The sequence below is a fragment of the Shewanella sp. 3_MG-2023 genome (assembly GCF_030548765.1).
Classification (GTDB): domain Bacteria; phylum Pseudomonadota; class Gammaproteobacteria; order Enterobacterales; family Shewanellaceae; genus Shewanella.
The window spans coordinates 19,186-33,805 of sequence record NZ_JAUOSH010000044.1 but is presented as its reverse complement, the minus strand read 5'-3'; the positions used below and the strand labels follow the sequence as shown (position 1 = coordinate 33,805).

Below are 14,620 nucleotides of genomic sequence, written 5' to 3'. Positions count from 1 at the left end.
GGCGATATGAAAAAAGCCAAAGAAGGCAAATGCGGTGAAGGTAAATGCGGCGGCGATATGAAAAAAGCCAAAGAAGGAAAATGTGGCGAAGGTAAGTGTGGTGGTGCTAAATAATCAATCTGATTATTAGCAGGCTGATTTAGCAGCAGAAATCGATTTATAGCTTTCATGCCGATTAAATCTACGCCAATATAAGGCCTGTTATACAGGCCTTTTTAGTTGGTAACTTTCATTAATTTAACTGATTAATTGTGTGTTTGAGGTGATAAATGGCAAAACAAGCAACAGTGGGACTGGGTTTGCGCCGAGAAATGCTTGATGAGTTTTGTCAGCATGTGCCTGATGAAATAAACTTTTTCGAAGTGGCGCCTGAAAACTGGATGACCCTAGGCGGTAAGTTTGGTAAGCAGTTTAGGCAACTTACAGAGCAACATGAATTTTTTTGCCATGGTTTATCTTTATCTATCGGCAGCCCACATGCGTTAGATACTGAGTTCGTTAAGCAAGTAAAACGCTTTTTAGATAGCCATCAAATCAATATCTACTCTGAGCACTTAAGTTATTGCTCTGGTAGCGGCCACATGTATGACTTAATGCCGATCCCCTTTACCGAAGAAGCGGTAACTTATGTTGCAAAGCGTATTAACCAAGTTGAAGATATTTTAGAGCGGCCGTTTATTTTAGAAAATGTGTCTTTCTACGCTGCGCCCGGCGCGAAAATGACTGAGCAGCAATTTGTTAATGCTGTGCTGGATGAGGCAGATTGTAAACTGCTGCTTGATGTTAATAATATTTATGTAAACTCAATAAACCATCAATATGATGCCGCTGAATTTCTCAGCTCAATGCCGACCAAGCGGATTGAATATATGCATATCGCGGGTCATTATGAAGAATCATCCCAGTTAATGGTCGATACCCACGGCGCTGATGTGATTGATCCTGTTTGGCAATTATTGCAACAGAGTTATCAGCAACATGGGGTGTTTCCGACATTATTAGAGCGTGACTTTAATATCCCCAAAACCGCTGAATTACTGCAAGAGATCAATCAAATTCATCGCTATCAACAAGCCGCAAAAGCGATCAAAAGGAGTGCTTAATGGATTTTATTAACACTCAACAAGCCTTTATGGATTATATTCGCGATCCCAGCAAGCCACTGCCACAAGGCATGACATTTGAGCGAATGAATGTTTACCGTGAGCTATTTTTCAATAACATCAATGGCTTTGTGTCAGGCGCGTTTCCGGTACTGAAAAGTCTTTATACTGATGATGCATGGACCAAACTCATTCAACAGTTTTTTGTAAGTTTTGACTGTAAAACCCCCATATTTATTGAAATATCCCAAGAGTTTATCTGTTTTTTGCAAACTCAATATCAGCCTGCGGATTACGACCCTGCCTTTATGTTGGAGCTAGCACATTACGAATGGCTAGAGTTATATATTGCCACTGTTTTCGATGATGTTAATGAGCAGCCAATTGCCAAAGACTTGATTACCGAGCTACCGCTAAAGCTGTCAGTGACCGCCACTGTGGCGCAATATCAATATGATGTGCAACACATCAGTGTCGATTACCAACCCACAGAGCCCAGTGAGCAGGGGCAAAGCTTTTGTGTTTATCGCGATGAACATGATGAAGTTAACTTTTTAAAGTTAAACCCATTAACAGCCCAAGTGTTAGCCTATATTGCTCAAGCCGAGCAATGTTACTTTAATGATGTATTGACATGGCTTAGCGAGACCTACCCACAGATGACGCCGGAAACCTTATCTAATGGCTGCTTGCAAATGTTGCAACAATTGGCCGACAAAAGGGTTATCTGTTCGTTAACACAGGCTTAAACAGTGGATAAAACTCCTACTTAATTTGTGGTTTATATTAAAAGTCTTTTTACATACAATAGCGCGAATTTTGTGATCCAGTTCACGCTGCTGTAAGGCGGCCAACATTACTGTTAGGAAGTAAAAACTATGAGTCAGCCGTTTAAAGACCCATTTAACATTATGTATTTTATTGGTTTTATTCTTGTTTTATTGTTACCAACGCTACCAGCGTCTCTATCTGCCTTGCGACTTGCAGGCTTAATTTAACTGCCAATCTCAGTTATTATACCGCTCAGTTAAGTCATAGAGTCGGTTATCCAAAAACCATTCTATTGAATGGTTTTTTTTGATTTGGGCTTGGAGTCATATGGCGTTAAAACGAGGCTTGTTCCTCATTACTGGTTTAACGAGCTTAACGCTTGGCACCATTGGTATTGTGGTGCCCTTATTACCAACAGTGCCTTTTATCTTGCTGGCTGCTTATTGTTTTGCCCGCTCAAGTACGCGGATGCATCACTGGTTGATGACTCATCCTTGGTTTGCTCAAGGGTTAAATGATTGGCAAGATAAACGAGCAATCAACAAACGGCTGAAGAAAAAAGCCATGATAATGACCACCTTAAGCTTTGTTGTGAGCATTTTAATTGTGCCATTAGTTTGGGTGAAAGTGATGCTCGCTTGCATGTTATGTTGCCTACTGGTTTATCTGTGGCAGATCCCAGAGTTAGATTAAAAGTTACCTTTAATTTGCTCGTTAGTTGCAACTATCATAAAACATGCTTAGTATCACTGCCATTGAGTGATATGCCAGAAACTATATTTTCAATTTCAAGCTAATGATATTGAAAATGATGGCTATTAAAACATTCCTTTTACAATAGATTATCTAATATGACTATGAACTCAGAACGTTTAGCGCTTATCAAAAACAGTATTAAAGCTATTCCTGATTACCCAATCCCAGGCATTATGTTTCGCGATGTCACCAGCCTTTTAGAAGACTCTGAAGCTTATAAAGCCACTATCGCTTTATTTGTAGAGCATTATAAAGATCAAGGTTTCACTAAAGTTGTCGGTACTGAAGCGCGTGGATTTTTATTCGGTGCGCCATTAGCATTAGAGCTTGGTATTGGTTTTGTACCCGTACGTAAGCCGGGAAAATTGCCGAGAAAGACGATTGCGCAAACATACGATCTTGAATACGGTAAAGACACCTTAGAAATTCACGTAGATGCGATCACCCCTGAAGATAAAGTATTGGTCGTTGATGACTTACTTGCTACAGGCGGCACCATTGAAGCAACGGTAAAATTAATCCGTGAATTAGGCGGCGAAGTTAAGCACGCTGCATTTGTTATTTCTCTGCCAGATATCGGCGGCGAAAAACGTCTTGAAGGTTTAGGGGTTGAGTTATTGACCTTATGTGAGTTTGAAGGCGAATAGCCAAGCACGCATAATATGTTAGCGGCTTTGTTGAGCTTAACTCAATAAAGCCTGATTTTTGCTCTGCATCGATTGAATCTTCAGCAAATTATCCAGCCTTTTAGAGTAGCAATAGCCTGTGATTGATGAGCATGCTATTGTTATTTTTATTTTCGGGTACAATTAATTACCATTGGTATTATTTAGATCATCCCGTTTCATTAAAGCTTGGGGAATTCCATGTCTTATCAGGTGTTAGCCCGTAAATGGCGCCCTGCCAAATTTGAAGAAATGGTAGGGCAGTCACATGTTCTACTGGCACTTACAAATGCACTCACACAGCAACGATTACATCATGCGTATTTATTTACTGGCACTCGAGGTGTGGGTAAAACCAGTTTAGCGCGCCTATTTGCTAAGGGGCTTAACTGTGAGCAAGGGGTCACTTCGACACCTTGTGGCGTGTGTTCAAGTTGTGTTGAAATTGCCCAAGGCAGGTTTGTTGATCTTATTGAAGTGGATGCGGCCTCAAGAACTAAGGTCGATGATACCCGTGAGCTACTTGATAACGTGCAATATAAGCCTTCAAGAGGCCGTTACAAAGTCTACTTAATCGATGAAGTACATATGCTGTCTCGAAGTAGTTTTAATGCCTTACTGAAAACCCTTGAAGAGCCGCCTGAGCATGTGAAATTTCTACTGGCCACCACAGATCCGCAAAAATTGCCGGTGACTGTGTTGTCTCGCTGTTTACAATTTAATTTAAAAAGTCTGTCTCAAGATGAAATAACTAAGCAGCTAGATTTTATCTTAACTCAAGAGCAATTAACCTTTGAGCCCCAAGCATTAACACTATTGGCAAAAGCGGCTAACGGCAGTATGCGTGATGCCCTGAGCTTAACCGATCAAGCGATTGCCTTTGGTAGCGGCCAAGTGATGCACCAACAGGTGCAAACCATGCTTGGCAGTATTGATGCCCAGCAAGTCTTAGTGCTGCTAAAAGCCTTATGTGATGCCGATATTGCTAACTTAATGCAAACTATTCAGCAAGTGCTGAGTTTTGGCGCAGATGCCGATGAGGTGCTGCGCAGTTTATTGGAATTACTCCACCAAATTACCTTAACGCAGTTTGCGCCAGCCGCGGCGCAGCAGTCGTTATACAGCGAACAAATTTTAGCCTTTGCTCAGCAATTAACCCTTGAGCAAGTGCAGCTTTACTATCAGTTATTGTTAACGGGTCGCAAAGAATTAGGCTTTGCTCCTGATCCTAAATCAGGTCTTGAAATGGCGTTACTTAGAGCCGTGGCATTTGTACCTGAAAAGCCCGTTAAACGTTGGCACACCGATGAGCCAGTAACGATTTCATTGACGCCAGACCCCGTGACCCCAGAAACGGTTAAATCGGCGCCGGTTAGCTCGAAGGCTGACACTGCTACAAATAATGCAGGCGCTTCAGTTGCAGACAATGAAGCAATAATGGCTACTAAGCCAGCCCAAGTAAGCAATACTGCAGTTGATAGCAGTTCTGTGTCTGCGGCAATAACGCTGCCACAAACTGCAAGTATCGCAGCTGAGGACGATAATCTAAATGCTGCTCCCGAGATAGCCGCAGAGCAAGCTATTATCCTTAGTCAAGCTGACAGTTTAGGTTTCAATCAGCAAGCAGCGACTGAAACGCAAGCAGTTGACTCAGGCGTTATTGCAGCGCCAGCAGTTAAAGCCGCTGCAGTAGAAACACCTAGAGTAGAAACGCCAGCAATTAAAACTCAGCCTGTCACATCAACAACATCGTCAAATGAGATGCCCATTGATGCCTACGAGCAGTTTGCTCAGGCAAGTGACGAATCTTATGCTGAATTTGATAACGACGATCACAATCAATATCAGCAGGCAGAAGCAAGTACTCCGCAAGCTAATGTTCAGCAAACTAGTGCCGCGCAAGCTAAGCTTGAGCAAACAACCGTTGATACTACAGAAGCTGACTTAAGCGACATGGATGCTTTACTTGATGCTGTGCTCGCTACCAATGATTCATTAAAGGCGGAATTAAATTCGCTAGCCGAAGAAGGTGAACAAGCAAAAAAGCAACAGGCGGTAGCCAATCCAAGTATTAAAATTCCTGCACCCAAAGCGAAAATGCAGTCGATTGAAAATACCGCCACAGTTGATGCTACTATTGATGTAACCACGCAAGTAAACACAAGTGCAGCAAATGATGCAGCAGATAGACCGCCATGGGAAAAGCCCACTGAATTACCTGCAGCTTCAGTTTTAACTGCAATAGCAACAACTGAGCCTGAGGTGAGCCATAGTGCAGCAACTAACATGGCAGTTGACAATGCACAAACAACTATCGCCGCCGTTGAAGTGCCAACAAGCGCTGTTAATGAGGAGCCGGGAAGTCGTCAGCATGCACACACTGCCATAGCGCCAGCTGAGAATAATGCCCCAGTGGCTGAGACAGCAGTCGCTCACGTATCGACTGAAGTGGCATTAAACGGTCACCATGAAATCTCAGGTGATAGCCTAGATTTGCACTGGTACAAAATTATGTCGCAGTTAAGCATAGGCGGCAGGGTAAGACAGCTCGCCGTTAACTCGGTATGCCAACGACTGGACAATCCGATCCCGTTATTACTTAAACCGGATCAAAAACATTTATCCGCCGAAGTGGCGATTGAGCAATTACAAATTGCCTTATCGGAGCTTTTGGGCGAAGACACAAAGGTGCAAATTCAGGTTGGGCTTGATCCACAACATGAAACCCCACTTGAATTGCGTAAAAGATTTCATCGAGAGTTATTAGCTAATGCAAATTACGCTTTAATTAACGATGACAAAGTACAATGGATGTTTACTCGTTTAGCGGCTCAGCTAAATCCAGATACTTTATTGTATCCGGTTGAAAAGCTACAGGCGATAGGGCAACAAATTCCAGCATTGACTGTTCAATAAAACAGCTAAAGCGTTATAGGTGTCAAAACTTTGATAGCAATAGCCGCGGATTTATTGCCAATTTATTTTTTTTCAGTAAGATTAGCCCCACTTTGGCTGCTTGCTAATAACCTAATTAAGAGAAAAGACTATGTTTGGAAAAGGCGGTATGGGCAACTTAATGAAACAAGCCCAAATGATGCAAGACAAAATGGCTAAAATGCAGGAAGAAATCGCACGCACTGAAATGACCGGTGAAGCGGGTGCAGGTTTAGTTAAAGTGACCATGACGGGTTCACACAACATTCGTAAAGTTGACATCGACCCTAGTTTGATGGAAGACGACAAAGAAATGTTGGAAGATCTTATTGCTGCAGCATTCAATGACGCAGCACGTCGCATCGAAGAAAACCAAAAGACTAAGATGGCTGAAGTCACTGGCGGTATGCAATTACCTCCAGGAATGAAAATGCCATTCTAAATCTTAAAGGTTTTAAGATTCAAAAGCCCAAGTTTATCTTGGGCTTTTTTGATCGCGTTTCGTTCAGATTAAATTTTCTGCTAAATTGTACCGCCATGTCAGAGTCTTATAAGGATATATTATGCTAACCAAGGTCGGTGAAACCGTTATAAAGTCGAAACACTTAGCCAGTTGTCATTGCGGCGCGGTTGTATTATCACTTTCATTACCCAATGGCATTGAAAAGCCAAGACGCTGTGATTGCTCAATTTGTCGCAGAAAAGGCGCCATTGTGGGCTCGGTAGAATTAGCTGGCATTCAAATCGTAAAAGGCGCGGATGCTCTCAAGTTATATCAATTTAATACCCACACTGCTAAGCACTACTTTTGTCGCCATTGCGGTATTTATACCCACCATCAACGTCGCTCTAATCCTACAGAATATGGCTATAACATTGGCTGCTTAGAAGGTGTTAATCCTTTTGATATTGATGATGTTGTGCTTAACGATGGTATAAATCACCCCGCAGACAGCTAAGCGATAAAAGCATTAATTTGTTAACCCAAGGTTAAAAATATTTGACATGGTTGATTGTTAGCCTAAACTAAAAGCGTGTCAAAAATAGTTAACACCAAGTGAGGTTTAATTAACATGAGTAATGCAAATAAATTACTGCAATGGCTGCAAGAAACGAGCTTTCGAGAAGTCACTTTATCCGTTGATTTACTGGTAACGGGCTATATTTTCTATTTTTATGGTAGCAGCTTATTTCATGCTAGCCCTGAAGAATTAGCTTCAATACAGTGGATTTCAGGTATCTTTTTAGAAATTATAATTTATTCAGTAGTGCTAATGGTGGTGAGCTACATTTCTCTGGCATTAATCACAGACGATGAACTGTCACAACCTATGGATGTACGCGAAAAACAAATTAATCTCATTGGCTATAAGTATTCAGCGATTATTTTGAATGTAGGCGTGATACTGGCCATAGTGCAATACAGTGTTGAAGCCAATGACCTTGGTCTATCACAATTGGGCTTTGCTCATGCGCCGCTGCATATTTTAGTGGTGTCTTTTTTGTGTGCTGAGCTGGCATTTTATGGGGTGCAGCTATACAAGGGGCGTACAGGTGATATTTATGAGTAAACCGGCGATTTCTAACGCTATCCGCACCTTGCGTTTTTTAAATGGTGAAATGACACAAAAGCAGCTTGCTGAATTAATAGGTGTCACTAGGCAAACCGTGATGGCCATTGAGTCTAATAAGTATTCACCCACTCTTGAAGTGGCTTTTAAAATTGCTGAAGTGTTTGAACTGCCGCTAGATCAGGTATTCAGTTATCACCCCGAAAGTGATACTAAGTCCTAGCACTAATAGTTAGCAAGCTAGCTAGCCTTGGCAACAGTTAATACTGACAAAGAAACGCTAACCGAACTGACGAGTTCTGTGTTGTGAGTAGCATTAGCAATAACATCATTCTTTTGTCGCAATCATAATTACAGTACCATACGCACATTGATGCTGATTGAATGGTTTATTAACTTAAATCAGCACGCTTAATTAATAAAATAAGGCAATGAAGTATTTATGAAATTTAGTCCACTGGTTGATGAGCTTATCGAATCTTTGCGCTGCTTACCGGGTGTCGGACCAAAATCAGCCCAACGCATGGCGTTTCAATTATTAGAGCGTAACCGCAAACAGGGCCATAAATTAGCCAGTGCGTTAGAACGTTCAATGAGTGAAGTGGGGCATTGCCAAGCCTGCCGTACCTTTACAGAAGAGCAGCTATGTCCGATCTGTAGTAGCCCTAAACGGGGTAATTCAGAAGTAATTTGTGTGGTTGAAACCCCAGCTGATGTGTTAGCCATTGAAGCGGGTGGCCATTTTAGCGGCCGCTATTTTGTGTTACTTGGGCATTTATCACCCCTTGATGGTGTGGGCCCTGAAGAGCTTGGCTTAGCGTTATTAGAGCAACACCTTGCATCAGATGATGTCACAGAGTTGATTTTAGCAACCAACCCCACAGTAGAAGGTGATGCCACGGCGCATTTTATTGCTGATATGGCCCGTAGACATAATGTAGTGATCAGCCGAATCGCTCACGGAGTCCCTGTTGGTGGTGAGCTTGAGTATGTTGATAGCACCACGTTAGCGTTGTCATTCAATGGTCGTATTCCGCTGTAGTTGCGAACTGTAGTTATAAATGATAGTTACGAACTGCAGTTATAAATGATAGTTGCGAACTGTAGTTATAAATGATAGTTACGAACTGTAGTTATAAATGATAGTTACGAACTGTAGTTATAAATGATAGTTGCGAACTGTAGTTATAAATGATAGTCACGAACTGTAGTTATAAACGATAGCTGCGAACTGCAGTTATAAATGATAGTTACGAACTGTAGTTATAAACGATAGTTACGAACTGTAGTTATAAATGATAGTTGCGAACTATAGTTGTGAATTTGTGTCTTATTTTAAAGCCCAGCTTATGAGTGAGTAAGCTGGGCTTTTTGTTTCCAATATTAGCCGTTATTAGCTCAAATCGATTGCTAATCGCCAGTTATTTCGCCAGTTCATGGTTTTTTTTCAGCAATAAAATAATTTCCCCTTGAATTCTATTTATCGCGCCCCATTTCCTAGGTAACAAAGATTTTTATACCGTGTTGGATACAACATGGTTGATGTATTAACGTAAACAAGGGAAATTTTCATGTCTCAACAAGAAACGCATGGCTTTCAAACCGAAGTAAAACAGCTTCTACATCTGATGATCCATTCTTTATATTCAAATAAAGAAATTTTCTTACGTGAACTAGTCTCAAATGCTGCGGATGCGGCAGATAAGCTACGTTACTTAGCATTAACTGATAACGCATTATATGAAAGCGATACTGAACTGCGTGTTCGTATTAGTACCGATCAAGAAAAAGGCACTGTTACTATTGAAGATAACGGTATCGGTATGACACGTGATGGTGTGATTGAACATTTAGGTACGATTGCAAAATCAGGTACTGCAGACTTCTTTAAAAACTTATCAGGTGAAGAGTCAAAAGATTCGCAGCTTATCGGTCAATTTGGTGTAGGTTTTTATTCTGCCTTTATCGTTGCTGATAAAGTCACTGTACGTACCCGCGCAGCAGGTGCAGCAGTTGATCAAGCGGTTCTGTGGGAGTCAGCAGGTGAAGGTGACTTTACCGTTGATACCATCACTAAAAATAGCCGCGGTACTGAAATTACCCTTCATTTACGTGATGAAGAAAAAGAATTCGCTGATGATACTCGTTTGCGCTCAATCATTACTAAGTACTCTGATCATATCTCAGTACCAGTAGAAATGTTTGAAGCTGGCCTACCAGAAACAGATGGCGAAGATGGCGAGAAAATCCCTGCTACTGAAGGCGAGTGGAAGCCAATGAACAAAGCCACTGCGCTTTGGACTCGTAGCAAATCAGATATATCAGATGAAGAATATCAAGAGTTCTACAAGCATATTTCTCACGACTATGCTGATGCAGCAACGTGGTCTCACAACCGTGTTGAAGGTAAGCAAGAATATACCAGCTTATTGTATATCCCAACCAAAGCCCCTTGGGATATGTTTAACCGCGACGTTAAGCATGGTCTAAAACTATTCGTTCAACGTGTATTTGTACTAGATGATGCTGAACAGTTTATGCCAACTTATTTACGTTTTGTTAAAGGCTTAATCGATTCAAATGATTTGCCACTCAACGTATCGCGTGAAATCTTACAAGATAACAGCGTAACTAAAGCATTGCGCACTGGTGTGACTAAGCGCGTTCTTGGCATGCTAGAAAAAATGGCTAAAAACGATGCTGAAAAGTATCAAGCTTTCTGGGCTGAATTTGGTCAAGTATTAAAAGAAGGCCCAGCTGAAGATTTCGCTAACCGTGAGCGTATTTCTGGTTTACTGCGTTTTGCTTCAACCCATAACAATTCACCAGTGACAGATGTGTCATTAGATGATTACATCAGTCGCATGAAAGAAGGCCAAGATAAGATTTACTATATCGTGGCTGATAGCTATGAAGCGGCAGCTAACAGCCCGCATTTAGAGCTACTGCGCAAGAAAGACATTGAAGTTCTATTAATGTCAGAGCGCATCGATGAATGGCTAATTAACCACTTAACTGAATTTAAAGACAAGAAACTGCACTCAGTAACGCGTGGTGATTTAGAGCTAGGTGAACTTGAAGATGCTGCTGAAAAAGAAGCTCAAGAAAAGTTAGCTGGCGAAGCTGAATCATTAGTATCACGTATTAAAACAGCGCTAGAAGGTAAAGTATCAGATGTTAAAGTGACTTCTCGCTTAACGGATACCCCTGCATGTGTGGTTGCCGGTGAAGGTGAAATGTCATCGCAAATGATTAAGCTTATGCAATCAGCAGGTCAGCCTGTACCTGAGTCTAAGCCGACATTTGAAATTAACCCACAGCATCCGCTGGTTGAGCGTCTAAATGACGAGCAAGATGAGCTAGCATTTGCTAACTGGGCAGATTTGTTATTACAACAAGCTCAGCTTTCAGAAAAGGGCAGCTTAGCGGATCCATCGGCATTCATTAAGTTAACCAACCAAATGCTAGTGGCGAGCTTAAAATAGTCATTAGTATTGCAATAAAGCGGGCTTAGGCCCGCTTTTTGTTAGCTATCACGAAATAGTTAAAAGGAATCAATATGGAACATATTATTAATTTAACTAAAGAAAATATTCAGCAAATTGTTGATGCTTCGATGGATAACTTTGTGGTGATGTCTTTTTGGGCACAACAGCAACCGCAAAGTGTACAAATGCTACAAGTGATGGAACAGATTGCCAATGAGCAAGCTGGGCGCTTTATCCTTGCGAAAGTGAATTGTGAAGCTGAGTTAGAAATTGCTAATTACTTCCAAATTCAGAGCTTACCTACCCACCTAGTGCTGAGTAAAGGTCAGCCGGTTGATGGTTTCGCTGGGGTGCAAAGTGCAGCGCAAGTGAATGAATTACTTGATAAGCATCTTCCTGCGTTATGGGTAACAGATTTTAATGCTGCAAAAGCGATTTTGGTTGAAGCAGGCATTGAAAAGCCAAGCGACGAAAAACTTGAACAAGCCTTAGCATTACTGAAAAGTGCCTTTGCTGAATCTCAGCAACAAGCAGAAGTGGCCTTAGTGCTTATCGATGTTTATTTACAATTGGGCATACTGGCTGAAGCTAAGACCTTATTAGATACGATAGGGCTTGCAGATCAAGACAGTTACTATCAGAACTTAAAAGCCAAGTTAGCCCTAGCAGAAGACGCTGCAGATACCCCTGAAATTCGTCAGTTACAACAATCATTACAACAGCAGCCTGGTAATATTGAACTGACTATCGATTTGGCCAAAGCATTGAATCAAGCTAATCGTGGCGAAGAGGCACTTGAGTGTTTATTTGCCATTTTAGAGAAAGATTTATCCGCTGCGGATGGAAAAGTTAAACAAGTGTTTATGGAAATATTGACAGCACTAGGGCAAGGCAACGCCATAGCCAGTCAGTATCGCCGCCGTTTATACAGTTTACTGTATTAAACACGGAAAATTTTCGTATTAGATATTGGTCTAAATCTTGAGGTTTTACCTTCTAAAGACCGTCTAAATGTGCGAAAATCGCCGCCTAAAAATATGAAAGCAATATAGAGGACTTTTGAGATGCGCATTATACTATTGGGTGCCCCTGGTGCCGGTAAAGGTACACAAGCTCAGTTCATTATGGAGCAGTACGGTATCCCACAAATCTCAACTGGTGATATGCTGCGTGCAGCAATTAAAGCTGGCACTCCGTTAGGATTAGAAGCTAAATCAGTGATGGATGCGGGCCAGTTAGTATCAGATGACCTAATTATTGGTTTAGTTAAAGAACGTATTGCCCAAGATGATTGTGCAAAGGGTTTCTTACTTGATGGTTTCCCTCGTACTATTCCTCAAGCAGACGCTATGGTTGCTAATGGAATTGAAATCGATCACGTGATAGAAATTGATGTGCCTGACGAAGAAATCGTTAAGCGTATGAGTGGTCGTCGTGTTCACTCAGGCTCTGGCCGTGTTTATCACATTATCTTCAACCAACCTAAAGTTGAAGGTAAAGATGACGTCACTGGTGAAGACTTATCTATCCGTCCAGATGATGAAGAATCAACTGTACGTAAGCGTCTTGGTATTTATCATGAGCAAACTAAGCCGCTAGTAGAATACTATGGTAAAGTCGCAGCTGCTGGTAACACTCAATACACTAAGTATGATGGTACTCAAACTGTTGCCGCTGTTAGCGCGCAAGTAAAGCAGTTGTTAGGTTAATACCTACAAAGTAGTGTTTTTATACTGTTGAATTATAAAAAAAACCTGCATTGCAGGTTTTTTTATGTCATAAATAAAATCATCGTCACAAAAACTGAGAATGATTGACATCTATCTTGGTGTTGATTGTATTTGTGTTAAAATTAGCGTTTGGTAATAAGAACGTTTCTATTAAAGCGTTACTGTTTTCAAAAGCTGTGAATAACCCATAATCCTTATTGCATGGATGCCTACTCAAGAGAGTTTAAGATGAAGTTCCCTGGTCAACGCAAATCTAAGCACTATTTCCCAGTAAACAACCGAGACCCATTATTGGCTCAGTTAACCCAGCAAGAGCAGTCTGTATCTACCTATATTTGCGGTATTGACCAAACTCTTGTGGATATTGAAGCAAAAGTCGAAGATGAGCTACTGGGCCGTTACGGGCTTCCAAAAGGCAACTCAACTCTTATTGATGATCAGCAAGCTCACGAACTTTATAATGAACTAAAAAACAATGAGATGATCAGCGATGAATTTGCTGGTGGCACCATTGGTAATACCGTTCATAACTACTCAATTTTAGCTGATGACCGTTCGGTATTATTTGGCGTTATGAGCCAGAATATCATGGTCGGTAGTTATGCCTATCGCTACCTTTGTAATACCTCCTCTAAAGTGGACTTAAACTACCTGCAGCCAGTAGATGGCCCTATCGGTCGTTGTTTTACTTTGATCTCTGCTGAAGGTGAACGTACCTTTGCGATTAGCAAAGGTGCAATGGATAAGCTAACCCCAGAATATATTAATAAAGACGTGGTTCAAGGTAGTTCAGCGCTAGTTTTAACTGCGTATTTAATGCGTGCCAGCGAAGGTGATTTAATCACTGAAGCGGCAATGAAAGCGATTGAATATGCTAAAGAAGCCGATGTGCCAGTGGTATTGACCTTAGGTACCCGCTTCTTAATTCAAGAAGACCCTAAATGGTGGCAAGATTTCATTTGCGATAATGTAACAATTTTGGCGATGAATGAAGACGAAGGCGAGGCCTTAACGGGGTTCAGCGATCCGCTATTAGCCAGCGAAGCGGCCTTAGAGTGGTGTGATATGGTGTTGTGTACTGCAGGACCGTTAGGTTTATATACAGCAGGCTATACTGAAGACTCTGAAAAAAGAGCCACAGCCCATTTATTATTACCGGGCGCAATTCCTGAATTTAACCGTTACGAATTCTCGCGTCCTAAACGTAAATCAGACTGTACTACACCGATTAAAGTGTATGCTCATATCTCGCCTTATATGGGTGGACCAGATTATATCCGCAATACAAACGGTGCCGGAGATGGAGCGTTATCAGCATTACTGCATGACTTAGCAGCTAATACTTTCCATAAAACCAATGTACCGGGTTCAAGTAAGCATCAGCGTGATGGCCTGTGTTATTCATCTTTCTCGCAAGTGTGTAAATATGCTAACCGCGTCGCTTATGAAGTATTAGCCCAGCATAGCCCAAGATTATCTCGTGGTTTACCTGAGCGTGAAGATAGTTTAGAAGAGTCATACTGGGAAAGATAACCAGACAGGTTTTCCGTTTATATAATCAGTGACTAAATCAAGGGCAATCACCAAGTGGTGATTGCCCTT

General features: G+C 41.5%; 14 protein-coding genes. All 14 read left to right on the top strand.

The window, feature by feature from the left end; all coding sequences use genetic code 11:
- Window positions 1-269 precede the first annotated feature (269 nt).
- The 14 genes from Q4591_RS18500 (at window position 270) to Q4591_RS18435 (ending at window position 14,551) form a co-directional block, all read left to right on the top strand.
- Entirely contained in the window at window positions 270-1,103 is an 834-nt protein-coding gene (locus tag Q4591_RS18500) for a DUF692 domain-containing protein (protein WP_102436342.1), read from the top strand.
- Window positions 1,103-1,852 carry a DUF2063 domain-containing protein gene (locus tag Q4591_RS18495; RefSeq protein WP_102436340.1) on the top strand — a complete coding sequence of 250 codons (750 nt, stop codon included), beginning with the start codon at window positions 1,103-1,105 and terminating at the stop codon, window positions 1,850-1,852. The genes Q4591_RS18500 and Q4591_RS18495 overlap by 1 nt, the downstream gene beginning before the upstream one ends.
- 349 nt (window positions 1,853-2,201) lie before the next feature.
- Entirely contained in the window at window positions 2,202-2,567 is a 366-nt protein-coding gene (locus tag Q4591_RS18490) for a YbaN family protein (RefSeq protein WP_102436336.1), read from the top strand.
- A 158-nt stretch (window positions 2,568-2,725) separates the two neighbouring features.
- Window positions 2,726-3,277, top strand: coding sequence for an adenine phosphoribosyltransferase (apt, locus tag Q4591_RS18485; protein WP_198589273.1), 552 nt, complete (start codon window positions 2,726-2,728; stop codon window positions 3,275-3,277).
- 219 nt (window positions 3,278-3,496) lie between these two features.
- Window positions 3,497-6,211 (top strand): DNA polymerase III subunit gamma/tau, encoded by a 2,715-nt coding sequence (dnaX, locus tag Q4591_RS18480; protein ID WP_303462366.1) that lies wholly within the window; start codon window positions 3,497-3,499, stop codon window positions 6,209-6,211.
- A gap of 130 nt (window positions 6,212-6,341) precedes the next feature.
- Window positions 6,342-6,671, top strand: coding sequence for a YbaB/EbfC family nucleoid-associated protein (locus Q4591_RS18475; protein WP_076542292.1), 330 nt, complete (start codon window positions 6,342-6,344; stop codon window positions 6,669-6,671).
- A 121-nt stretch (window positions 6,672-6,792) separates the two neighbouring features.
- Window positions 6,793-7,188 (top strand): GFA family protein, encoded by a 396-nt coding sequence (locus Q4591_RS18470; RefSeq protein ID WP_102436332.1) that lies wholly within the window; start codon window positions 6,793-6,795, stop codon window positions 7,186-7,188.
- Between the two features lie 114 nt (window positions 7,189-7,302).
- Window positions 7,303-7,800 (top strand): hypothetical protein, encoded by a 498-nt coding sequence (locus Q4591_RS18465; protein ID WP_303462363.1) that lies wholly within the window; start codon window positions 7,303-7,305, stop codon window positions 7,798-7,800.
- Complete coding sequence (locus Q4591_RS18460) at window positions 7,793-8,023, top strand: helix-turn-helix transcriptional regulator (protein ID WP_102436328.1); 231 nt, start codon at window positions 7,793-7,795, stop codon at window positions 8,021-8,023. The genes Q4591_RS18465 and Q4591_RS18460 overlap by 8 nt, the downstream gene beginning before the upstream one ends.
- Window positions 8,024-8,242: 219 nt before the next feature.
- Window positions 8,243-8,842: a recombination mediator RecR gene (gene recR, locus Q4591_RS18455; RefSeq protein ID WP_076542258.1), complete on the top strand. Its 600-nt coding sequence runs from the start codon at window positions 8,243-8,245 to the stop codon at window positions 8,840-8,842.
- 529 nt (window positions 8,843-9,371) lie between these two features.
- Entirely contained in the window at window positions 9,372-11,285 is a 1,914-nt protein-coding gene (htpG, locus tag Q4591_RS18450; RefSeq protein WP_102435782.1) for a molecular chaperone HtpG, read from the top strand.
- 74 nt (window positions 11,286-11,359) lie between these two features.
- A complete protein-coding gene (locus Q4591_RS18445) occupies window positions 11,360-12,232 on the top strand; it encodes a tetratricopeptide repeat protein (protein WP_102435780.1) in 873 nt (290 codons plus the stop codon).
- A 120-nt stretch (window positions 12,233-12,352) separates the two neighbouring features.
- On the top strand, window positions 12,353-12,997 hold the full coding sequence (adk, locus tag Q4591_RS18440; RefSeq protein ID WP_076542252.1) for an adenylate kinase: 645 nt from the start codon (window positions 12,353-12,355) through the stop codon (window positions 12,995-12,997).
- A gap of 249 nt (window positions 12,998-13,246) precedes the next feature.
- Window positions 13,247-14,551, top strand: a complete 1,305-nt coding sequence (locus Q4591_RS18435; protein WP_102435778.1) for an inosine/guanosine kinase — start codon at window positions 13,247-13,249, stop codon at window positions 14,549-14,551.
- Window positions 14,552-14,620: the final 69 nt, after the last annotated feature.

Excerpts from the sequence above, each read along its gene's own strand:
- Q4591_RS18460 (WP_102436328.1), top strand. The coding sequence starts at position 7,793 with ATGAGTAAACCGGCGATTTCTAACGCTATCCGCACCTTGCGTTTTTTA.
- Q4591_RS18465 (WP_303462363.1), top strand. The coding sequence starts at position 7,303 with ATGAGTAATGCAAATAAATTACTGCAATGGCTGCAAGAAACGAGCTTT.
- dnaX (WP_303462366.1), top strand. The coding sequence starts at position 3,497 with ATGTCTTATCAGGTGTTAGCCCGTAAATGGCGCCCTGCCAAATTTGAA.
- Q4591_RS18445 (WP_102435780.1), top strand. The coding sequence starts at position 11,360 with ATGGAACATATTATTAATTTAACTAAAGAAAATATTCAGCAAATTGTT.
- Q4591_RS18490 (WP_102436336.1), top strand. The coding sequence starts at position 2,202 with ATGGCGTTAAAACGAGGCTTGTTCCTCATTACTGGTTTAACGAGCTTA.
- htpG (WP_102435782.1), top strand. The coding sequence starts at position 9,372 with ATGTCTCAACAAGAAACGCATGGCTTTCAAACCGAAGTAAAACAGCTT.
- Q4591_RS18500 (WP_102436342.1), top strand. The coding sequence starts at position 270 with ATGGCAAAACAAGCAACAGTGGGACTGGGTTTGCGCCGAGAAATGCTT.
- apt (WP_198589273.1), top strand. The coding sequence starts at position 2,726 with ATGACTATGAACTCAGAACGTTTAGCGCTTATCAAAAACAGTATTAAA.
- Q4591_RS18470 (WP_102436332.1), top strand. The coding sequence starts at position 6,793 with ATGCTAACCAAGGTCGGTGAAACCGTTATAAAGTCGAAACACTTAGCC.
- Q4591_RS18495 (WP_102436340.1), top strand. The coding sequence starts at position 1,103 with ATGGATTTTATTAACACTCAACAAGCCTTTATGGATTATATTCGCGAT.
- recR (WP_076542258.1), top strand. The coding sequence starts at position 8,243 with ATGAAATTTAGTCCACTGGTTGATGAGCTTATCGAATCTTTGCGCTGC.
- adk (WP_076542252.1), top strand. The coding sequence starts at position 12,353 with ATGCGCATTATACTATTGGGTGCCCCTGGTGCCGGTAAAGGTACACAA.
- Q4591_RS18435 (WP_102435778.1), top strand. The coding sequence starts at position 13,247 with ATGAAGTTCCCTGGTCAACGCAAATCTAAGCACTATTTCCCAGTAAAC.
- Q4591_RS18475 (WP_076542292.1), top strand. The coding sequence starts at position 6,342 with ATGTTTGGAAAAGGCGGTATGGGCAACTTAATGAAACAAGCCCAAATG.